The sequence below is a fragment of the Citrobacter sp. MGH103 genome, assembly GCF_001034475.2.
GTDB lineage: Bacteria > Pseudomonadota > Gammaproteobacteria > Enterobacterales > Enterobacteriaceae > Citrobacter > Citrobacter freundii.
The window spans coordinates 1,514,894-1,535,753 of record NZ_CP073043.1; the positions used below are offsets into that span (position 1 = coordinate 1,514,894).

At 50.0% G+C, this 20,860-nt stretch carries 17 protein-coding genes and 1 tRNA gene; 11 read left to right on the forward strand and 7 right to left on the reverse strand.

The window, feature by feature from the left end; all coding sequences use genetic code 11:
* Positions 1 to 9: 9 nt before the first annotated feature.
* Positions 10 to 930: a kdo(2)-lipid IV(A) palmitoleoyltransferase gene (gene lpxP, locus SK33_RS07170; RefSeq protein WP_032949710.1), complete on the reverse strand. Its 921-nt coding sequence runs from the start codon at positions 928 to 930 to the stop codon at positions 10 to 12.
* A 440-nt stretch (positions 931 to 1,370) separates the two neighbouring features.
* On the opposite strand from lpxP, the gene SK33_RS07175 reads away from it, so the two are divergent.
* Positions 1,371 to 1,613, forward strand: a complete 243-nt coding sequence (locus tag SK33_RS07175; protein WP_003028231.1) for a YfdY family protein — start codon at positions 1,371 to 1,373, stop codon at positions 1,611 to 1,613.
* A 106-nt stretch (positions 1,614 to 1,719) separates the two neighbouring features.
* Here the strand turns inward: SK33_RS07175 and pgtP are convergent, their stop codons facing one another.
* Positions 1,720 to 3,111 carry a phosphoglycerate transporter PgtP gene (gene pgtP, locus SK33_RS07180; RefSeq protein WP_003028229.1) on the reverse strand — a complete coding sequence of 464 codons (1,392 nt, stop codon included), beginning with the start codon at positions 3,109 to 3,111 and terminating at the stop codon, positions 1,720 to 1,722.
* 415 nt (positions 3,112 to 3,526) lie between these two features.
* On the opposite strand from pgtP, the gene pgtC reads away from it, so the two are divergent.
* Genes pgtC through pgtA form a run of 3 tightly spaced genes read left to right on the forward strand, consistent with a single transcriptional unit; the run spans position 3,527 to position 7,969 of the window.
* Positions 3,527 to 4,726 (forward strand): phosphoglycerate transport regulator PgtC, encoded by a 1,200-nt coding sequence (pgtC, locus tag SK33_RS07185; RefSeq protein ID WP_113772684.1) that lies wholly within the window; start codon positions 3,527 to 3,529, stop codon positions 4,724 to 4,726.
* Positions 4,727 to 4,737: 11 nt separating this feature from the next.
* Positions 4,738 to 6,732 (forward strand): two-component system sensor histidine kinase PgtB, encoded by a 1,995-nt coding sequence (gene pgtB, locus SK33_RS07190; protein ID WP_171858318.1) that lies wholly within the window; start codon positions 4,738 to 4,740, stop codon positions 6,730 to 6,732.
* The gene (gene pgtA, locus SK33_RS07195; protein WP_003028223.1) at positions 6,722 to 7,969 is read left to right on the forward strand and encodes a two-component system response regulator PgtA; all 1,248 of its coding nucleotides are present in this window, start codon (positions 6,722 to 6,724) and stop codon (positions 7,967 to 7,969) included. The genes pgtB and pgtA overlap by 11 nt, the downstream gene beginning before the upstream one ends.
* A gap of 105 nt (positions 7,970 to 8,074) precedes the next feature.
* On the opposite strand, the gene SK33_RS07200 is transcribed toward pgtA, so the two are convergent.
* Positions 8,075 to 8,614, reverse strand: coding sequence for a DUF2058 domain-containing protein (locus SK33_RS07200; protein WP_003839289.1), 540 nt, complete (start codon positions 8,612 to 8,614; stop codon positions 8,075 to 8,077).
* 373 nt (positions 8,615 to 8,987) lie between these two features.
* Between SK33_RS07200 and SK33_RS07205 the strand changes: the two genes are divergently transcribed.
* Together SK33_RS07205 and SK33_RS07210 are read left to right on the forward strand one after the other, a co-directional pair.
* Entirely contained in the window at positions 8,988 to 10,886 is a 1,899-nt protein-coding gene (locus SK33_RS07205) for a methyl-accepting chemotaxis protein (RefSeq protein ID WP_048218344.1), read from the forward strand.
* Positions 10,887 to 11,060: 174 nt separating this feature from the next.
* The gene (locus SK33_RS07210) at positions 11,061 to 11,690 is read left to right on the forward strand and encodes a DNA-binding protein (protein ID WP_003028217.1); all 630 of its coding nucleotides are present in this window, start codon (positions 11,061 to 11,063) and stop codon (positions 11,688 to 11,690) included.
* Positions 11,691 to 11,741: 51 nt separating this feature from the next.
* Here the strand turns inward: SK33_RS07210 and SK33_RS07215 are convergent.
* Positions 11,742 to 11,813: transfer RNA gene (locus SK33_RS07215), tRNA-Arg, on the reverse strand.
* 75 nt (positions 11,814 to 11,888) lie between these two features.
* Positions 11,889 to 12,830 carry a formate/nitrite transporter family protein gene (locus tag SK33_RS07220; protein WP_046670109.1) on the reverse strand — a complete coding sequence of 314 codons (942 nt, stop codon included), beginning with the start codon at positions 12,828 to 12,830 and terminating at the stop codon, positions 11,889 to 11,891.
* Positions 12,831 to 13,118: 288 nt separating this feature from the next.
* On the opposite strand from SK33_RS07220, the gene mlaA reads away from it, so the two are divergent.
* Positions 13,119 to 13,874, forward strand: a complete 756-nt coding sequence (gene mlaA, locus SK33_RS07225) for a phospholipid-binding lipoprotein MlaA (protein ID WP_003028190.1) — start codon at positions 13,119 to 13,121, stop codon at positions 13,872 to 13,874.
* A 59-nt stretch (positions 13,875 to 13,933) separates the two neighbouring features.
* On the opposite strand, the gene fadL is transcribed toward mlaA, so the two are convergent.
* Entirely contained in the window at positions 13,934 to 15,214 is a 1,281-nt protein-coding gene (gene fadL, locus SK33_RS07230) for a long-chain fatty acid transporter FadL (RefSeq protein WP_003028188.1), read from the reverse strand.
* A gap of 371 nt (positions 15,215 to 15,585) precedes the next feature.
* Between fadL and SK33_RS07235 the strand changes: the two genes are divergently transcribed.
* From SK33_RS07235 to sixA, 4 genes are all read left to right on the forward strand, one after another.
* Entirely contained in the window at positions 15,586 to 15,870 is a 285-nt protein-coding gene (locus SK33_RS07235; RefSeq protein WP_003028186.1) for a YfcZ/YiiS family protein, read from the forward strand.
* Between the two features lie 176 nt (positions 15,871 to 16,046).
* Positions 16,047 to 17,357, forward strand: a complete 1,311-nt coding sequence (gene fadI / locus SK33_RS07240) for an acetyl-CoA C-acyltransferase FadI (protein WP_003028183.1) — start codon at positions 16,047 to 16,049, stop codon at positions 17,355 to 17,357.
* Positions 17,357 to 19,504, forward strand: a complete 2,148-nt coding sequence (fadJ, locus tag SK33_RS07245; protein WP_032949707.1) for a fatty acid oxidation complex subunit alpha FadJ — start codon at positions 17,357 to 17,359, stop codon at positions 19,502 to 19,504. The genes fadI and fadJ overlap by 1 nt, the downstream gene beginning before the upstream one ends.
* 208 nt (positions 19,505 to 19,712) lie before the next feature.
* Positions 19,713 to 20,198, forward strand: a complete 486-nt coding sequence (sixA, locus tag SK33_RS07250; RefSeq protein WP_003028179.1) for a phosphohistidine phosphatase SixA — start codon at positions 19,713 to 19,715, stop codon at positions 20,196 to 20,198.
* Between the two features lie 80 nt (positions 20,199 to 20,278).
* Here sixA and smrB read toward each other — a convergent pair whose 3' ends face one another.
* The gene (gene smrB / locus SK33_RS07255) at positions 20,279 to 20,830 is read right to left on the reverse strand and encodes an endonuclease SmrB (protein WP_003839296.1); all 552 of its coding nucleotides are present in this window, start codon (positions 20,828 to 20,830) and stop codon (positions 20,279 to 20,281) included.
* Positions 20,831 to 20,860 lie beyond the last annotated feature (30 nt).

Here is a 20,860-nt window from a genome sequence, read left to right on the forward strand (position 1 = left end):
CCTTTCTTTTCAGATATACAACGAGGCTTCACCCATCGGGCGCGTTTTGAAGCGACGGTGGATCCAGAGATACTGCTCGGGGGCGCGCATGATCTCTTTTTCGATAATTTTATTCATATAGGCCGCTGCCTGGCACTCATCAGACGGGTAACCTTCCATTTCAGGCGTGATGAACAGGCGATAACCAGAGTTATCTGCTTTTCTCACCATGGTTACGGTCAGCATCGCTGCACCAGACAAACGCGACAGCACGTAGGTACCGTTGGTGGTTGCCACATCTTTGACGGCAAAGAAGGGGGCAAACGAGCTTCCTTTACGACCGTAGTCCTGATCGGGGGCAAACCATACGGCTTCTCCTTTTTTCAGAGCACCGACAATACCACGCAGATTATTTCTGCCGATCATCGCCTTGTTGGAGCGCATACGACCACGGGTTTGGATCCACTCCATCAACTTATTGTTGTGCGGGCGATAGGTCGCCATCATTGGCTGACAAAGCCCCATTACGCGGCCACCCAACTCAAGCGACATAAAGTGTACGCCGACAACCATCACGCCACGATTTTGCAACTGGGCGCGCTTCAGGTTGTCCAGTCCTTCTACATCAAACCATTTACGCACTCGACGGTCCGGCCAGAACCAGGCCATACCTGTTTCAAGTAGCCCCATGCCGAGTGAACGGAAATTCTCATCGACCAGTTTCTCTCTTTCTTCCTGCGACAAATTTGGGAAACAGAGTTCGAGATTTTTACGTGCAATAGATTCACGGCGTTTTAAAAATGGACGAGCCAGCGTTCCTGTACGGGTACCAAGAAAACACAATACGGGATAGGGAAGCTGTACCAGTAACCAGAGCACTCCAACACCAAACCACGTGAGCCAGTAGCGCGGATGCAAAAACGCGCGTGAAAATTTACATTGGGGGAACATAAGCACCTGTTGTTGATACGAAATAGATGTATCGCGAAGATTCTTTGTCTTTCGCTTTACACTCTGTACTGATCGTTAGGCCGCCATGAACGACATTGGTTCCTGTAAAGAGTGTAAAACTGAGTCAGGACAAAACCACGAGGGGGCATGAATGATCGGACGCACAATGTACACCCGAAAATTAATGTCAGCCAGAAATAATTACTCAAGATTCGTAAATGTTTTTAAGGCGATTAAGAACAAAAATTAACCTATATATAATCCGTTGTTTTTATGCAGATTAAATAAATGTCTGCCCGAAAGAGTAATAGTATGCAGGTGAAGGATTTTTGTAACTAAGATGTTGCTGAAATTGCACGAGGATAGGAATTGTCTTAGAATATAAAGTTAAGGGAGTGTAAGGACTTACGTTAAGTTTACGGCAAACAGGAGGTATCGCTATGCTCTATTTCTGGATCTTTCTCGCTCTGAGCATTTTGTGCGTCAGTTGCTATATCTGGCAGGTTATGGGCGCTGCGGCGTCAATCAGCGCTTTTCTCGGCATGGCCATTCTTACGGCATTAATTTACTTTTTTACTATGCGATTGACCAACGGTAACGAAATGGTAACCGGGTTATTCCTGTTTCTTGCTCCTGCTTGCGGTTTGATTATTCGCTTTATGGTGGGTTACGGTAAGCAATAATTTGGAATGTTACGTTTAGCAATAAATTATCACGTTGAGCTTTTTTATTTATCTGAGTTATTGAAGTGCCAGCATCGCTGGCACTTTTTTGTGAGAGCGAAATGAATTACCGGGCATCCGCCAACTGGAGTGAGGCTTCCTCTTGCTGAGCATTTTTTCGCTGTTGTTCGAGCTCCAGCGCGCCACGATGAGAGAGGTAGCAAAACAGGATGCAGCAGACAATCCCACCCATCAACAGATAGAATCCGCCATGCCATCCCATTTTGTCGACCATTACGCCAAACAGGCTGGTTCCCAGCGACGCGCCAAAAATGTAGCTCATAAATCCGCGTAAACCTACCGCAGACCCCACTGCGAAGCTGGGGACGATTTCCATCGTCTGAACAGAAGCGAGGAACTGTGGAACATAGATCAGGCAACCCACAATGGCGGCAAAAATAGTGACCATCAGCAGGGATTCACTTTTCCAGTAGCCGATCAAACAGACGAAAATCAGCGCCATACAAATCATGGCCAGCGGCATGCGACGGCCTTTAAACAGTTTATCGGTAAGCCAACCCGCCAGTAATGTTGAAGGGATTGCCGCCCATTCAAAAAACAGAAAAGCGATGCTCATTTGCTCTTTCGAAAAATGTTTTTCGGTTAACAGATAAATAGGCAACCAGCTAATCATGCCAAAACGCACCATATAGACGAAGACATCTACCAGTGAAACATACCAGGCATTCTTATTACGCAGCACATAAGTGCAGAAGATCTGGAAGGCACTCATATTTTCTGGCGCCTGGACAGCGTGTCGGGAATTTAATACGACTTTTTCTTCCGGCATCATTTGTTCCAGAGCCGGTAAGCCTTCCTGGCGGGGTGAACCTTTCCCCAGCATTAGCACAATAAAAGCGAACAGGACGGCCACACCGGCCGGAACAATATAGCTGGCACTTTGCCAGTGCTCGCTCCCCAAAATGGCAAAGGCGGCACCCACGATCGGGGCAACAATACCACCGCCAACATTGTGAGAGATATTCCAGAATGCGCCAACGCGCCCACGTTCTTTACGTGGAAACCAGTTGGCAATGGTAATAAATGAAGGGCCAACGCCCATACCCTGGAATAAACCGTTGAAAACGACCAGAGCGGCAAAAATCCAGAATCCAGTACTGAATCCTAAACCGACGTTTACAATGGCGCACAGAATCAGGCCGCATGCCATAAAGACCTTAGGGCTGGCCTTGTCTGCCAGGCTGCTCATAATGCCTTTACTGATCCCATAAGCAATAAGCATGCAGCTGCTGAGTAGACCAATTTGTGTGGCACTGAGATCCAGATGTTCCTTCAGGTACGGTGTTGAGAGCGTGAAGTTATTGCGCACAATATAGTACGCAAGATAGCCAAGAAATACGCTGAGTAATGCCTGAATGCGGTATCGGCCATAAGTTTCCTGGACTTTCTCCGCCGGGACTTTATTTGCCGCTGGCCCTGCTTTAAATATTGATAACATATCATCACCTAAATTTATATTGATGTGAATATCAGGATTTTTCGCAGTGAAGAGTGAAATAGACGGCAGAGAAACTCAAGTTGATGAAATGAGTCACTATTGACACAATTTGTGGATTGCGTGGCTGATTTTGACTCTTTTTAAATAATGGATTTTCAATTCTATTCTTTTACGGACGTTTTTATCATCGGCGTGTGCGGATATTAACAAATTCAGGCTGCGTTTTCGGGTATTCTTTACCGATGCCGTCACTTTCCGTTTGGTTATTCTACGAATAACCTTATTCTTCCCTCTGGCAGTGATAAACGGGTAAGTTTTGTCTCAATATTATTTTTTGCACATGTTGGTATTTATGAACGGGATCACAAACAGACTTTTGGGCCGGGGGCGTTGTTGGGCGATCTTGCTCTGTTTTATGTCGCTGTCGGTGAGTTATCTGGCGCAGGGTAAAGAGCTGGTAATGGCAACAACCTTTTCACCGGGGGCAACGGCCTGGATTATTCAGCGTTGGCAGACGGAACCGGGGTCGGTGATGATTCGCACATTAAACCGGACCAGCAGTTCACTGGAACAACTGCTTGATACTGCCAATGCGGAGAACGTCGATTTGATTTTGACCTCGTCGCCCATGCTGTTGCAGCATCTTCAGGAGCATCAGAAGCTGGCGCCCTTCGATAATGTGCTGCCGGAAAGCCAGCGGCTGGTGCCGGACTCGATTCGTTCTACCTCCGTGGCTGTTGCGATATCTGGTTTTGGCCTGTTGATTAACCGTTCTGCGCTGGCGGCGCGTCATTTGTCGCCTCCTGCTGACTGGGGGGATTTAACGCATCCTAAATATCAGAACGCTTTGTTAATGAGTAGCCCTTCGCGTTCCGATACCAACCATCTGATGGTTGAGTCGTTGCTACAGCAAAAAGGGTGGGAAGAGGGCTGGGCGACATTACTGGCGAGTGCTGGAAATCTGGTGACGATTTCATCACGCAGTTTTGGCGTAGCCGACAAAATTAAGAGCGGCCTTGGCGTTGCGGGGCCGGTCATTGATAATTATGCCAACTTGTTGCTTAACGATCCTCACCTGGCGTTTACTTATTTTCCACGCTCGGCAGTATCGCCAACCTATGTTGCTGTTCTCAATAACAGCCAGCACCCCAATGAAGCGCGTCGTTTTATCCGCTATTTGTTAAGCCCGGAGGGACAGCGGATCCTTGCGGATGCTAATACGGGGAAATACCCGGTAACGCAGCTCGCATCTGATAATCCCCGCGCTGCTCAGCAGGCTATTTTAATGAACCAGCCTGCGCTTAATTATCGGCTGATCCTTAAGCGGCAACAGTTGGTGCAGCGGATGTTTGATACCGCAATCAGTTTTCGTCTTGCGCAACTAAAGGATGCATGGCGGGCGCTATACAGTGCGGAAGCTCGCCTGAAACGCCCGCTACCCGAAATCAGAGCCTTACTGACCAGCGTTCCGATAGATGCCAAAAGTAGTGAAGATGAAGCCTGGCTTGCGCAGTTTGATAATAAAAGCATTGCCGAACAGCAGATGATGGAGTGGCAGCTCTGGTTTCTTAAAAATCAGCGTCAGGCGATATCAAAACTGGAAGAATTAAAATGAAAGGTGGATCGATACTGCACCGTCTGCGTCAGCTCAGCATCAGCAGCAGTCTGCGAGGAGCCTTTCTGACGGGCGCATTACTGACGTTGAGCGTAAGCTGCGTCAGTTTGTACTCCTGGCATGAGCAGAGCTCGCAGATACGCTATTCGCTTGATGATTACTTCCCGCGCGTGCATTCCGCTTTTTTGATTGAAGGGAATCTCAACCTGGTTGTGGACCAGCTTAATGAATTCCTGCTGGCTCCCAATACGACGGTAAGGCTGCAACTGCGCAATCAGATAATCTCGCATCTGGATAAAATCGAAGTGCTGAGCAGGGGGTTACAACCAGCAGAACAGCAGCAGCTGGCGGTGATTTTGCAAGACAGCCGGGCGCTGATGGCAGAACTGGACCGGGTGCTCTACAACATGTTCCTTGTACGCGAAAAAGTGAGCGAACTTTCCGCGCGCATTGATTGGCTACATGATGATTTTACTACTGAGCTGAATTCACTGGTGCAGGATTTTACCTGGCAGCAGGGGACGTTGCTGGATCAAATCGAGGCCAAAAATGGTGATGCGGCGCTGTATCTCAAACGTGCCCGAGAGGTGCAAAACGAGCAGCAGCAGGTTTACACCCTGGCAAGAATTGAAAACCAGATCGTTGATGATTTACGCGACAGGCTTAATGAACTGAAATCGGGTAGCGACGACGGAATGCTGGTGGAGAATCACATCCGCTACCTGGAAAATCTGAAGAAAACGGCGGATGAAAATATCCGTACCCTTGATGACTGGCCCAGCACTATCACACTGCGACAAACTATCGATGAGCTGCTGGAAATCGGGATGATGAAAAATAAAATGCCCGATACCATGCGCGATTATGTCGCCGCGCAAAAAGCGCTCGTTGATGCCAGCCATGCCAGAGAGGCCACACTTGGGCGCTTTCGAACACTGCTTGAAGCGCAACTGGGGAGTAGCCATCAGCAAATGCAGACGTTTAACCAACGGCTGGAACAAATTGTTCGTGTCAGCGGTGGACTTATCCTGCTGGCGACGCTGCTGGCGCTACTTCTCGCCTGGGGGCTTAATCACTACTTCATTCGTTCGCGTCTGGTGAAACGTTTTACTGCGCTCAACCAGGCCGTGGTGCAAATTGGTCTTGGCAGAACGGATGCCACTATCCCGGTATATGGACGCGATGAACTGGGGCGTATCGCAGGCTTGCTGCGCCATACTCTGGGCCAGTTGAGTGCGCAAAAAAATCAGCTGGAGCAGGAAGTGACCGAGCGCAAAGAGATTGAATCCGATCTTCGCGCAACGCAGGATGAGCTGATCCAAACCGCAAAACTGGCGGTGGTCGGCCAGACTATGACCACGCTGGCGCACGAGATTAATCAACCGCTGAATGCGCTGTCGATGTACCTGTTTACGGCGGGGAGGGCAATTGAACAGGGGCAATCCGCTCAGGCCAGAAGCACATTAACCAAAGCGGAGGGACTGATTACTCGCATTGATGCCATTATCCGTTCGCTGCGTCAGTTTGCGCGCCGGGCCGAGCCAGATACGCCTCTGCATCCGGTCGATCTCCGACAAACGTTCAACGCTGCCTGGGAACTGTTGTCCATGCGGCATAAGCCACAGCAGGGTACGTTGATGCTCCCAGACCGGAGCGTGTGGGTGGCTGGTGATGAAGTGCGTATTCAGCAGGTGCTGGTAAACGTCCTGGCAAATGCGCTGGATGCCTGTCCGGTTGCGGCGAAAATAGATGTTCACTGGCAGGCCGAAGGCAGCCGGTTGTGCGTCTTTATCAGCGATAATGGCCCCGGCTGGCCTGGGGCATTATTACCATCACTGTTAAAACCGTTTACCACTAGTAAGGATGTTGGCCTCGGTATTGGCTTATCGATTTGTGTATCGTTAATGATGCAAATGAACGGCGAACTGCGCCTGGCGTCGACCCCGGGGCGCAATGCCTGCGTCGTTCTGCAATTTAATCTGACGGATGTAAACGATGTTGAGTGATGAATATTCTGTTCTGCTTATTGATGATGATGCCGATGTTCTCGACGCTTACACCCTGTTGCTTGAACAGGAGGGATATCATGTATTCGCATGCAGTAACCCTTTTGATGCCCGAAATTGGTTGCAGGCCGACTGGCCAGGGATTGTCCTGAGCGATGTGTGTATGCCTGGCTGTAACGGAATCGACCTGATGACGTTGTTTCATCAGGATGACAATCAGCTTCCGATCCTGTTGATCACCGGGCATGGCGATGTTCCGATGGCGGTGGACGCGGTGAAGAAAGGGGCGTGGGACTTTCTGCAAAAACCGGTTGATCCTGGCAAACTGCTGGTGTTGGTAGAGGATGCGTTGCGTCAGAGAAAATCTGTGATTGCACGTCGTCACTATTGCCAGCAAAAGCTACAAGTTGAACTGGTCGGTTACAGTGACTGGGTTAATCAGTATCGCCAGCGTTTACGGCAACTGGCGGAAACGGATATTGCCGTCTGGTTTTATGGCGAGCCGGGAACCGGGCGTATGACCGGGGCCCGTTATTTACATCAACTTGGGCGCAGCGCTGAAGGCGCGTTTATTCGCGGTGAACTGACGCCCGGGAACTCGGAACAACTCAATGACCTTATTGCCCAGGCGCAAGGGGGAACGCTGGTTCTGAGCCATATTGAGTGCCTGACGCGTGAACAGCAACACCAGTTGGTGCATTTGCAAAGTCAGGAGCGACGTCCGTTTCGCTTAATTGGCATTGGCGCCACTTCGTTGGTGGAACTGGCGGCAACCAACCAGATTGTGGCCGAACTCTATTACTGTTTTGCGATGACGCAAATTGGTTGCCAGCCGTTGTCTCAGCGCCCGGATGATATTGAACCGCTGTTTCGCCATTATCTGCAGAAAGCCTGTCTGCGTCTGAACCATCCTGTGCCTGAGGTTGACGGGGAATTACTAAAAGGTATGCGGCGTCGCGTGTGGTTAAGCAATGTTCGGGAACTGGCCAATGCCGCCGAACTTTTTGCCGTTGGGCTATTGCCACTGGCTGAAACCGCGAATCCGCAACTGCATTTGCCTCAACCGACACCGCTCGATCGTCGGGTCGACGAGTACGAGCGGCAGATCATTACTGAAGCGCTAAATATCCATCAGGGGCGTATTAATGAAGTCGCAGAGTATTTACAAATCCCGCGTAAAAAACTCTATTTACGCATGAGAAAATACGGACTGAGCAAAGAACACTATAAGTTTTAGCAGGCGGAATGTGGGGATGAAGAGGCGTTGACAGTATTTCGGTGGCGGCGTGAGCGTTCACCGAAATATGTGACGAAATTCCGGGTGATTATTGAGGGGTTTTGCTTACCACATCAGATCATCAGGAATGACAAAATCAGCATACGGATCGTCTTCATCCTTAGCTTCCTGGCTCAGTTCGCAATTAAGCACGATATAGCTTGCATCGCGCTGGGCAATCTTGTCGGCGACGACTGCCGGAATGATGGCGTATTCGCTCTCGCTACCACTTTCAGCCGTCAGACGGGCAATAGCCAGGCGGCCCTTGATCAACTGAGACTGAGTCACCTTATCAACATAGACTTTTTTGATCAGATTATTGTCAGTAAAGTTGTAACCAATATCGCCACGGGTAATGGTGATTTTATTCATTTCAATTAGTTGCTTGATCTGCGCTTTATACTCTTTAGACAACGTGGCCTGCTTCTGTTGTTCGCTGAGTTGCTTATCACGCTCGATCTGCGCTTTTTTATTCTCTTCAACCGCTTCTCTGGCTTCACGAGCCTGAACGCGCGATTTTTTCGCCGTTCTCTGCACTTTCGCCATTTTTTTGCTGCTGACCAGACCCGCTTTAAGCATCTGTTCTTGTAGGGTAAGTTTTGTCATTGTCGCTTCTAATCCAAAAAATCGTTGTAAGGATTATAACCTTAACGTTCGGCGGGACGCCATAATGATGGCCGCAGTCACGGTTGTTATCTCGACTGCTATCACTGTCCTGAGTCTCTCTCCCTTGCTGAATCAGTTGATGATTACCTGATTTTTTTAATAAAAAATAATATGCCGAATAAGTTAATAAAATGGAGCATAGGTTTGCAGATTCACATTAGTCAGCGTTTTATTCTGATTGAAGTAATTAAATAGAGTTATTCTGGTAAATATTTAATCTAAAAAACAAACAGTTGCCCATTGCTCAAATTTAAAGAGCCGCTTCTTTACGCCGATAACCATAATGAAAATATGGACAATGGAGGGAAGTGGCATGTGGTGGGTTTATCGAATGCCGATGAAAATGAAGTTAATAATCGCGCTACAACCACTATTACTGGCGTTGTGTTGGTTTGCAGGTTCAGGAATATTGACGCGCATTGAGACAGAACGGCAGATGGAGAATATTGCCCAACTGACAGCGCTCGCACGCAGTGCCGGAAATGTGGTGCATGAACTGCAAAAAGAACGGGGAATGAGTGTCGGATTTTTGGGGGCTGCAGGGACTACGTTTAAAGATGAGTTAAACGCACAGCGGGCTTTGACCGATCGCGAGATCGAGGTATTCGTGCGCTCGTTGTCCGATACTGCATTACCGGAAGGGGATGTTGCTACCTCTGTCGCTGCGTTTAAGAAAAACATTCTTTCGCTCGCCACCATCCGGGAAAATATCACGCAGTTGGGGCTTCCGGCCGCAGATGTGGTTAAGTTTTACACCAACGTCATTGCTGATGTGCTGAGTTTTGTCGGCAAGTTGGGGCAGTTGACGGATTCTGGCGAAATGGCAAACGCATTCGCCGCCTACTACAATCTGCTGAATTTGAAAGAACAAGCGGGTATTGAACGGGCACTGTTATCAAATATCTTTTCCTCCGGTCATTTCGCCGACGGACAGTTACATCAGCTCAGTGATGTCGTCAGTAAACAGAACGTCTGGCTGGCACAATCGTTGCGCCTGAGCTCGCCGGAACAGGCGGCCATGTTGAAAAATCGCTTACAATCTGCAGAAGCGTCAAAAGCCCTCTCATTTCGTGAAACCGCGTTTAATCATGTCGAGAACGGTGGATTTGGTGTCGATCCTACTACCTGGTTCAAAGTACAAACCCAGCGTATTGAAGTGATGCGGCAGATAGAAAATGTGACGGCAAATCTTCTGTTGGCGAATGCAGAAAAACTCGCGCAGGATGCACGAAAAAACTGGCAAATATATATGGTCGTCAGCTTGTTAGCGCTACTGGCATCATTGACCTTCGCTGGAGCCATCGCAATCAATATGCATCGCCAATTCAGCGACACGCTGCGCAAGATTGCGGGGATGAATGGCGATCTGACTCAACGTCTGGCGACGCCGGGTAAAGATGAGCTTTCCTCACTTAATCGTGCCTATAACACGATGCTGGAAAGTATTCAGCATATCGTACAGGAGATTAAACAAGGTGCCGTGGTTTTGTCCGATGCCAGCAGCAGTATTACGGTGGGAAATCAGGATTTGGCTCAACGTACAGATGAACAGGCTGCATCAATAGTACAAGCCGTGGCCAGTATGGAGCAGCTATCAACTGCGATTACGCAAACAGCGGATAATGCCCGCGAAGCGGAGCATCTGACAATCAGGCTGGAAAAAGAGGTCCGACAGGCCAGTAACGTTGCCTCTGCGGCGAACCAGAGTATGGGGGATATTCGCGCTTCCAGTGAGAAAATATCGAATATTGTGACCTCAATTGATGATATCTCGTTTCAGACTAACTTACTGGCGCTGAATGCGGCAGTGGAAGCTGCGCGGGCAGGAGAGATGGGCAGGGGGTTTGCGGTTGTGGCCAGTGAAGTGCGGAATCTTTCGCAGCGTTGCGCCAAAGAAGCTAACCAGATCCGCGAGCTGGTTGCGCAGAATATGGTTAAAATTAGTGAGGGCGTTGAGCGGGTCACGGCGTCTGCTACCGCGCTGGAAGCGGCAGCGGACAATACCACCAGTATGAAGCAATATATTGCGGATATCGCGCGTGTGGCGACGGAACAGTCGCAAGGGGTAACCCAGATAAACCAAGCTCTGCGACCGATGGAGCAGGTTACGCAGCAAAATGCGGCGCTGGTTTCTCAGGCCGCGAGCGACAGCCAGCGGCTGGACAATCTGTCGGTCACCATGAAGGGGCTGGTCAATCGTTTTGTTGTCTGACATGACGCCGCTGTACCGATCCGGTAAACGCGCCGGATCGGTCAGTTGTCGTCATCTTAGTGTGATGGTATGAAGCAAATATTGGGCGGGTTAAGAAAAGATTCCTGACATAGCAATCTTGTCGCTGGTAAAGTGAACAACCGATACCGAGATGTGGCCAGAAGGGAATTCCGTGTGACTGAACGTATTGATTATGAGACTGAAAAATACAGCTTTACTGAGGCGACTGAGAGTTCCCGCCTTACCGGCCAGTGGGCTGATGTTATTACTGAATGTCGCGAATTGAAGGCGGGACCGCAAGAGCGTCTGCGTATTGCTTTATTGAATGTGGATTACGTGACCAGTTTTGAGTTGCCTTTCCGCCTGTTATTACTCCGTACCCCGCAACTGATTGCCAGCGTGCGTGAAGAGCTGCAGCTTAGTCAGAAAAACGTCATCTTTAACGGAAAACGCTTTGGTTGTGTTTACAGCCTGAAAGCGAGTCTCGGTGGGATACCGGATGAATTTCAGTACCGCCTGTCGCATCGAATCCGGCGCATTAGCCCTGCAGGTTCAAGCGAAGCGCCATATCAGCAGATTGCTAAAACAGTAAAAGCACCACGCGAACGTCTGAAGCTGGCACTTGAATCGGGCCTTGATGTCACTGCGCTGGACGGGCTTTTCTGGTTTGGCAGCCAGCGTATTGCCGCTGATGTGTTGAGGCTGAGAAAAGCAGGGATGCGGATAGCTACCAAGCAGACAATGGTGTCCGACAATCTTACTGCAACAGTGAGGAATGTGCCGTTCTACCGCCTGGCCCAGTGATGAACTGGCTGGTAATTGATTGGATTTAAACAGGATGCATTAATTTCAGAGTGTCCCCTGCAGGAATCGAACCTGCAACTAGCCCTTAGGAGGGGCTCGTTATATCCATTTAACTAAGGGGACGAAGCGGCACGAGTATAGCGTTTTTTACTCACAACGGTAAGTCTCAGGCCGCCCGACTGCTCAAACAGTCACCATTCAGGCCTGTTTTTTCTGGTTTTTCTGCGTTTGCTCATCACGCTTTGCTTGTAACCGGGCTTCTTCCTTGCGTTTGTTGCTCATATCATTGCGGATCTGCGCATGGCTCATCAGCGCGAAAATAAACGTTCCGCCACAGATATTCCCGGCGAGCGTTGGTAGCGCAAAGGGCCAGAAAAAATCACTCCAGTGCAGCGTGCCATTAAAGACCAGATAGAGAATTTCCACGGAGCCAACGACGATATGCGTGGTATCACCTAACGCAATCAGCCAGGTCATCAGAATAATGACCACAATTTTTGCCGCCCCGGCAGCGGGGAACATCCACACCATCGTGGCAATTAACCAGCCAGAAATGATGGCGTTGGAAAACATCTCCACAGGAGTGTTTTTCATCACATCCATGCCAATTTTGACGAAAGCATCGCGGGTCTCTTCATCAAAAATCGGCATATGTTCAAACGCCCATGCTGCAACCCCGGTGCCAATAATATTACCCAGCAGTACCACGCTCCACAGGCGCATCAACAGGCCAAAATTGCCGAGGGTAGGGTTTTGCATCACCGGCAGTACGGCGGTGACGGTATTTTCGGTAAAGAGTTGTTGGCGGGCCATAATGACAATAATAAAGCCGAAAGTATAACCGAGGTTCTCGAGTAAAAATCCCCCTGGCACACCTTCCAGCTGTACGTGAAAAATCCCTTTAGCCAGTAGCGAGGCGCCCATCGACAGTCCTGCTGCGATGGCTGACCACAGCAGGGCCATTGCGTCGCGCTCCATCTCTTTCTCCCCATCCTGGCGAATATGTTCATGGATCGCCATGGCGCGGGAGGGGAGTCTGTCCTCATCAAGCTCTATCTTTTTCCCTGTTAGTTTTTCATCGCTTTCCACTTCGAGTTCGTCGCTGTGTCGATCAATCTTATCTTTCTTGATGTCATTCATGGCCGAATCCTGAATAAGCACGTATTGCTAAAGCGTAGCGGCTTTTGTCTGAAAATCAGCGGGAGAAAGTCTGAGATAGCAAAAATGGTAACGTTTGTTTTTATCGGGTTAGTTAGAATAGAACCGCCGCGGAGTACGTATTACCAGGCTATGATCAAATCAGTAAGACAGGGTATATAGACATCATTTGACGTGCTGTTACAATCGCTCACATCTAAACAGGCGGATACGTCATCGTTCCGTCATGGATGGCAATCAGCGATAGCCATAAAACACAGGGAGATACTTATGAAGCTTCGCCTGTCGGCGCTTGCGCTGGGAACCACACTTTTGGTGGGGTGTGCGAGCTCCGGTACTGAGCAGCAGGGGCGTTCGGACCCATTTGAAGGGTTCAACCGTACCATGTACAACTTCAACTTTAACGTGTTGGATCCCTATGTTGTTCGACCGGTAGCAGTGGCCTGGCGTGATTATGTTCCGCAGCCGGCGCGTAATGGTTTAAGCAACTTTACGGGGAACCTTGAAGAACCGGCCGTCATGGTCAACTATTTCCTGCAAGGCGATCCTTATCAGGGGATGGTGCACTTTACCCGTTTTTTCCTGAATACCCTGTTAGGTATGGGCGGCTTTATCGATGTGGCAGGTATGGCTAATCCGAAGTTGCAGCGCGTTGAACCACACCGCTTTGGCAGTACGTTAGGCCACTATGACGTGGGTTACGGGCCGTATATGCAGCTTCCGTTCTACGGTAGTTTCACACTGCGTGATGACGGCGGCGATATGGTCGATACCCTGTATCCGGTACTGTCCTGGCTGACCTGGCCGTTGTCGATAGGCAAATGGACGGTTGAAGGGATTGAAACTCGCGCGCAATTGCTCGATTCTGACGGTCTGCTGCGTCAGTCTTCCGATCCTTACATTATGGTGCGTGAAGCTTACTTCCAGCGTCATGACTTTATTGCGAACGGTGGGAAACTCAAACCAGAAGAAAACCCGAACGCGAAAGACATTCAGGACGATTTAAAAGAGATCGATTCTGAGTAAGGAATTGGGCAAATAAAAAGGTGAGCTAAAAAGCTCACCTTTTTTACGTATGAAGAAAATCAGAATGCGTAGTTGAAGTTTGTACCAAACAGCCAGGCTTTACCTTCAGAGTCGAAAGTATAGTTGCCTTCTTGCACTGTTACTTTTTGTCCGTGCATGTAAGACACACCGACGTCGATAGAGGCATCGTCATTGAACGCATAAGTTGTACCTGCACTCAACCACAGGCGATCCTGATCCGGAATCGAGATGGAACGCTTGCTTGCTGGAACCGGGCTATCGTCATAAGCAATACCGGTACGGAACGTCCAGCTTTTATCCATATAGTAAGTCGTACCCAATGCAATGCGGTAAGAATCTTTGAAGCCTTCTTCTTTATAGAACAGTGTCTGTCCATTGGAACCTGTTGCTTTCAGCTCCTGGAACTGACTCCAGCTGGTATAGGCCATGCTGTAGTGGATAGCCCACTGTGGTGCAATACGGTTATAACCTGACAATTCCCACATTTCAGGCAGGTTAAGCGTCAGAGAACCCGGGACGGTGGCATTGGTCGTTCCCCATGGGAATGTAGTGCCAGCGCCAGGTATGGCGTTCGCCTGGGTACGGATGCCACTCTTATAATCGCCATCAAAATCAATTTTAACTTCAGAACGGTACGTTAAACCATAACGGTTATTTTTATCCAGTTCGTACAAAATCCCGGCGTTCCAGCCGTAGCCCCATTCGTCCCCTTTCAGGCTGGCAATTTTGTTGCTGACCTTCGGTAATGCAGCCGTTTGCTCACCAGAATAACGTTCAATTTTTGCATCAGCATAAACGGCGTTAAAACCGAGACCGAAGCTCCAGCTATCATTCAGACGGTAGGCACCGCTCAGGTTAAGGTTGACCGTTTTAAGGTCGGTCTTACCGCCGTATTCACCAACGATGTAGCTGTCGTTAAATTCGGTAGCCAGACCATAGTTTGAGGTAACGGAAGCACCCCAACCAAACTGTTCGTTGATAGGCATCACGAAGTGAGCATTGGGAACCCACGCCGTAGGCGCGATGTTGTCCGCATCAGTGCTGCGTCCGGTGTATGGCGATTTACCGGAAATATTAACGTCTGGATCGATATACACCGCACCTGCTGAGAAAGTAGGGCGATCGAACATCATAATCAGTGCCGGGTTACGACTGGCGTTTCCTGCATCATCTGCAATTGCGCCTTCACCCGAATATGCCCGGCCAAGGCCAGAGGAAGAAAATTCGTTTAACTGAAAGCCTGCAGACCAGGCCTGTGTGGAGATAATTGCCACTGCGACTGCGAGAGCAGACTTTGTAAACAGGGTTTTCTGGCTCATGACCATAACCTCATAGATTTATTTTTATACAAACAATGTTACATACCGTAACAGGAGCGCGAAGTGTAGGGTCTGAGGTACGACTTAGAAATCAGACCAGTGGCGTGAGTATAGGTCGGACCAGCTGGAATGTTGCAAGTATGTTTATAAATATTTTCAAATTTGATCAGAGAAACGCGATCCAGCTGGCAAAATTGCGGAGGTGCGCACTCACCTGTTTGGGCGATTTTTGTTTTAGATCATTTTTAAGTGTGATTTCGGTCACTTATCGCATTTCGTACAATTAACGACTGGAGAGGCGAATAATGGGAGCGTAAAATATCCCTATCGTTTATCTGGCACCTCAGGTGCGAATACAGAGGAAATCTACAATGAGTAAATGCAGTGCTGATGAAACCCCGGTTTGCTGCTGTATGGATGTTGGCACCATCATGGACAACTCCGATTGCACCGCGTCCTACAGCCGTGTGTTCGCGAATCGCGCAGAGGCAGAAGAAACACTGGCCGCTCTGACTGAAAAGGCACGTGGCGTGGAATCTGAGCCTTGCCAAATCACTTCGACCTTTACTGAAGTGTCAGAAGGTGTGCGTCTGGATATCGACTTTGTTTTTGCCTGTGAAGCTGAAACGCTGATTTTCCAGCTGGGCCTGCGTTAATCCCCTCTGCAAAAGCCCTTGCTATCTGATAGCAAGGGCTTTTTCGTAACTGTCAGTGATTATTCACTGTGTCTTAGCTCCCACTTTCTTTTCTCCCCGCTTGGCTAAATGTAAAAAATTGGTTAAGACTATGATCAGGTCAGACCACTTATTTTATTTTTTTACAGGGGAGTGTTATGAGTCAGGCTTTACCGCTGGTTACCCGCCAGGGCGACCGTATTGCCATTGTAAGTGGATTGCGTACGCCATTTGCTCGTCAGGCTACCGCGTTTCATGGCATTCCCGCCGTTGATTTAGGTAAAATGGTCGTCGGTGAGCTGCTGGCGCGCAGCGAAATTCCTGCCGATGTGATCGAGCAACTGGTTTTTGGTCAGGTGGTGCAAATGCCTGAAGCACCAAATATTGCTCGTGAAATTGTGCTGGGAACCGGCATGAATGTACATACCGATGCATACAGCGTGAGCAGGGCCTGCGCGACCAGTTTCCAGGCGGTGGCGAATGTCGCGGAAAGTCTGATGGCGGGGTCTATTCGTGCTGGAATTGCGGGTGGTGCGGACTCCTCGTCAGTCTTGCCTATTGGCGTTAGTAAAAAGCTGGCGCGGGTGCTGGTGGATGTCAATAAGGCCCGGACAACCGGTCAACGTCTTAAACTCTTTTCCCGATTGCGCTTACGTGACCTGATGCCTGTGCCGCCAGCCGTCGCCGAGTATTCTACCGGTTTGCGTATGGGGGATACGGCTGAGCAAATGGCCAAAACCTATGGTATTACCCGAGAGCAGCAGGATGCTCTGGCGCACCGCTCTCATCAGCGTGCCGCTCAGGCATGGGCTGAAGGAAAGCTGGCAGATGAGGTAATGACTACCTACGCGCCACCGTTTAAAGATCCTTTTTCAGAAGATAACAACATTCGCGGTAACTCTACGCTGGCCGATTACGCCAAACTACGTCCGGCGTTTGACCGCAAGCACGGCACCGTCACCGCGGCAAACAGTACCCCGCTAACGGACGGCGCAGCCGCCGTGATCATGATGACAGAGTCGCGTGCGAAAGAGTTGGGGCTGGTGCCGCTGGGGTACTTGCGTAGTTTTGCTTTTACCGCCATCGATGTCTGGCAGGACATGCTGCTGGGACCGGCGTGGTCAACACCGCTTGCCCTGGAGAGAGCCGGTCTGACGATGGCAGATTTAACCCTGATCGATATGCATGAAGCCTTTGCCGCGCAAACGCTGGCGAATCTTCAGCTGTTGGGTAGCGAACGTTTTGCCCGCGACGTGCTGGGCAGGGGGCATGCCACTGGCGAGGTTGATGACAGTAAATTTAACGTGCTGGGCGGATCGATTGCCTATGGACACCCCTTTGCTGCCACCGGTGCGCGCATGATCACTCAAACCCTCCATGAGCTGCGTCGTCGTGGCGGCGGTTTTGGTTTAGTGACAGCCTGTGCAGCTGGTGGTCTGGGTGCGGCAATGGTTCTGGAGGCGGAATAATGGAAATGACATCGGCTTTTACACTAAACGTACGTCTGGATAACGTTGCTGTTGTCACCATTGATGTGCCCGGAGAGAAAATGAACACCCTGAAAGCAGAGTTTGCTTCTCAGGTGCGGGCCATTCTGAAACAAATCCGCGATAACAAAGCATTGCGTGGTGTGGTGTTTATTTCGGCTAAACCCGATAACTTCATTGCCGGGGCAGATATCAACATGATTGGTAGCTGTCGCAGCGCGCAGGAAGCCGAAACGCTGGCCCGTCAGGGGCAGCAGATGATGGCTGAAATTAATGCTTTACCGATCCCGGTTATCGCCGCGATTCATGGTGCATGCCTCGGCGGTGGCCTGGAGATGGCGCTGGCGTGCCACAACCGTATTTGTACCGATGATGCTAAAACCGTACTGGGTTTACCTGAAGTACAACTTGGCTTGTTGCCCGGCTCCGGTGGTACGCAGCGGCTGCCGCGCCTGATTGGCGTCAGTACCGCACTGGATATGATCCTCACCGGAAAACAATTACGCGCAAAACAGGCGCTGAAAGTTGGTTTAGTGGATGAGGTTGTACCGCATTCCATTTTGCTGGAAGCGGCCGTTGAACTGGCTAAAAAGGACAGTTCTGCGCAACGAACACTGCCCGTGAGAGAGCGAGTGTTGGCGGGGCCGCTGGGGCGGGCGCTGTTGTTCCGCATGGCCAGTAAAAAGACGGCGCAAAAAACGCAAGGTAACTACCCTGCAACAGAACGTATCCTTGAGGTCATCGAAACCGGGCTAGCGCAAGGCAGCAGTAGTGGTTACGACGCAGAGGCCCGCGCGTTTGGTGAGTTGGCGATGACATCCCAGTCTCAGGCGCTACGGCACATCTTTTTTGCCAACACCGACGTGAAAAAGGATCCGGGAAGTGATGCGAAGCCCGGCCCGCTGGACAGCGTTGGCATTTTGGGCGGCGGTCTGATGGGGGGCGGTATTGCTTATGTGACGGCCTGTAAAGGCGGCTTGCCTGTGCGCATCAAAGATATAAACGCTAAGGGAATCAACCATGCGCTGAAGTATAGCTGGGATCAGCTTGAAACGAAGGTTCGTCGCCGTCATATCAAAGCCAGCGAACGCGATAAACAACTGGCGCTGATTTCGGGATCGATCGACTACCGTGGCTTTGCGCATCGCGATTTGATTATTGAAGCCGTGTTTGAAGATTTGTCGCTAAAACAACGGATGGTGGCAGAAGTTGAGCAAAATTGCGCACCTCATACCGTTTTTGCTTCTAACACCTCATCTTTGCCCATTGGCGATATTGCTGCGAATGCTACCAGGCCTGAACAAGTGATTGGTTTACACTTTTTTAGTCCGGTGGAAAAAATGCCGTTGGTCGAAGTGATCCCACATGCCACGACCTCCGAGCAGACGATTGCAACTACCGTTAAGTTAGCGAAAAAACAGGGCAAAACGCCGATAGTGGTCAGAGATAAGGCCGGCTTTTACGTTAACCGCATTTTAGCGCCTTACATTAACGAAGCGATTCGTATGTTGACCGAGGGCGAGCGGGTCGAAACCATAGACGCCGCGCTGGTTAAGTTTGGTTTTCCAGTTGGGCCAATCCAACTTTTGGATGAGGTCGGAATTGATACGGGCACTAAAATTATACCAGTGCTTGAGGCTGCATACGGAGAACGTTTTAGCGCGCCTGCAAATGTTGTTGCTTCAATTTTGAATGACGATCGCAAAGGTAGAAAAAATGGTCGGGGTTTCTATCTTTATGGTGTGAAAGGGCGTAAAAGCAAAAAACAGGTCGACCCTGCAATTTATACGCTTATTGGCGTTCAGGGTCAGGGCCGACTTACCGCTGCGCAGGTAGCAGAGCGGTGCGTCATGTTAATGCTCAATGAAGCAGCTCGTTGTTTCGACGAGAAGATAGTCCGTAGCGCACGTGATGGCGACATCGGCGCTGTATTTGGTATTGGTTTTCCGCCATTCCTCGGCGGCCCGTTCCGGTATATGGATTCACTCGGCGCGGGAGAAGTGGTTGCGACTCTGCAACGGCTGACCACGCAATACGGCTCGCGGTTTGCGCCGTGTGAGCAGTTATTGCAGATGGCGGCACACAGTGAAAGATTCTGGAATATTGGGGAAACTGACCTGAATTCATGAGGTCAAAGGTAGGATGAATCCGCACTGAATGTATGGCTCGCGCTCAAAATGTAAACAGAGATTGACTATACTTACGCCGTTGAGGTAAAAAACAGCGTTTCATTCGGTGAATGGATAAGGCACAATGCCGGCCACCATATCGTTATCACAGCCAATAGGGGCTGTGAATAAAGGTATTGGTGATTCTGGTTAACAAAAGCGGTGCAATATGCAAGTTTTTATCATGCGTCACGGCGACGCGGCCCTCGATGCCGCCAGTGATTCGGTTCGTCCCTTAACCTCCTGTGGTTGTGACGAATCTCGCCTGATGGCGAACTGGCTGAAAGGTCAAAAAGTGGATATCGAACGTGTTCTGGTGAGCCCGTTCCTACGAGCCGAACAAACGCTGGATGTGGTGGGGGAATGTATGAATCTGCCAACCGGTGTGGATGTTTTGCCGGAGTTGACTCCCTGCGGCGATGTCGGTCTGGTCAGTGCCTATTTACAGGCTCTGGCCAATGAAGGTATCGCCACGGCACTGGTTATCTCTCACTTGCCTTTAGTGGGGTATCTGGTGTCTGAGCTTTGCCCAGGTGAAACACCGCCGATGTTTACCACATCAGCGATTGCCAGCGTAACGCTTGATGAGAGCGGGAAGGGGACTTTTAACTGGCAGATGAGCCCGTGTAACCTGAAAATGGCAAAAGCGATTTAAAAAGGTTGGTATCGGATAAGGCGCAGCCCTCATCCGAAAATGCAAAGAGCCGCAAACGCGGCTCTTTCTGTTTTTCTGCATCACGGAAGTTCGGGCGGTAGCCACTCTTCTACTTCAATTAGCACCAGCAGCGCGGCGTCGCCACCGTACTCTTTCGGTGCCTGATGAAAAGCCATCACGTGCGGATGCTGGGCCAGCCAGAGCGGCGTTTGCTGTTTCAGAATATGTTTTCCGTGGCCATGCATCACGCAGGCGCAAAATACATGCTCACGACGACAGGCGGCAATCAGCGCACCTAACTCTTGTTTGGCCTGCTGCTGGGTCAGCCCATGCAGATCGAGAAACAGCTCCGGAGAGTAATCGCCACGGCGCATTTTCTTCAGTTCGAAATGGCTGACGTCGGCACGCAGGTATCTTACCGGGCCGTCCGTATTCAGCAGCGGCTGAAACTCATCCGAGAAATAGTGGCTGGCATCAGCTTGCTCCTGTAGCAGTCTTTTAACCGGAACCTCGGCAATTTTTTTACGTGGAGGTCGGTGAACAATGGTGTCCTGTTTAATTTTACGCGTGCCGGTCATCAGCTGGCGAAACAGCGTCTGATCCTCCTCGCTGAGCGATGTTTTCTTTTTCATTCGAGAGTCTCAACTTTTATTTTCCATTAG

Coding starts and splice junctions, on each gene's coding strand:
- fadJ (WP_032949707.1), top strand. CDS start 17,357: ATGGAAATGACATCGGCTTTTACACTAAACGTACGTCTGGATAACGTT.
- lpxP (WP_032949710.1), bottom strand. CDS start 930: ATGTTCCCCCAATGTAAATTTTCACGCGCGTTTTTGCATCCGCGCTAC.
- SK33_RS07200 (WP_003839289.1), bottom strand. CDS start 8,614: ATGACAAAACTTACCCTACAAGAACAGATGCTTAAAGCGGGTCTGGTC.
- SK33_RS07220 (WP_046670109.1), bottom strand. CDS start 12,830: ATGAATGACATCAAGAAAGATAAGATTGATCGACACAGCGACGAACTC.
- fadL (WP_003028188.1), bottom strand. CDS start 15,214: ATGAGCCAGAAAACCCTGTTTACAAAGTCTGCTCTCGCAGTCGCAGTG.
- pgtA (WP_003028223.1), top strand. CDS start 6,722: ATGTTGAGTGATGAATATTCTGTTCTGCTTATTGATGATGATGCCGAT.
- SK33_RS07205 (WP_048218344.1), top strand. CDS start 8,988: ATGTGGTGGGTTTATCGAATGCCGATGAAAATGAAGTTAATAATCGCG.
- pgtC (WP_113772684.1), top strand. CDS start 3,527: ATGTCGCTGTCGGTGAGTTATCTGGCGCAGGGTAAAGAGCTGGTAATG.
- mlaA (WP_003028190.1), top strand. CDS start 13,119: ATGAAGCTTCGCCTGTCGGCGCTTGCGCTGGGAACCACACTTTTGGTG.
- fadI (WP_003028183.1), top strand. CDS start 16,047: ATGAGTCAGGCTTTACCGCTGGTTACCCGCCAGGGCGACCGTATTGCC.
- SK33_RS07235 (WP_003028186.1), top strand. CDS start 15,586: ATGAGTAAATGCAGTGCTGATGAAACCCCGGTTTGCTGCTGTATGGAT.
- SK33_RS07175 (WP_003028231.1), top strand. CDS start 1,371: ATGCTCTATTTCTGGATCTTTCTCGCTCTGAGCATTTTGTGCGTCAGT.
- sixA (WP_003028179.1), top strand. CDS start 19,713: ATGCAAGTTTTTATCATGCGTCACGGCGACGCGGCCCTCGATGCCGCC.
- pgtP (WP_003028229.1), bottom strand. CDS start 3,111: ATGTTATCAATATTTAAAGCAGGGCCAGCGGCAAATAAAGTCCCGGCG.
- smrB (WP_003839296.1), bottom strand. CDS start 20,830: ATGAAAAAGAAAACATCGCTCAGCGAGGAGGATCAGACGCTGTTTCGC.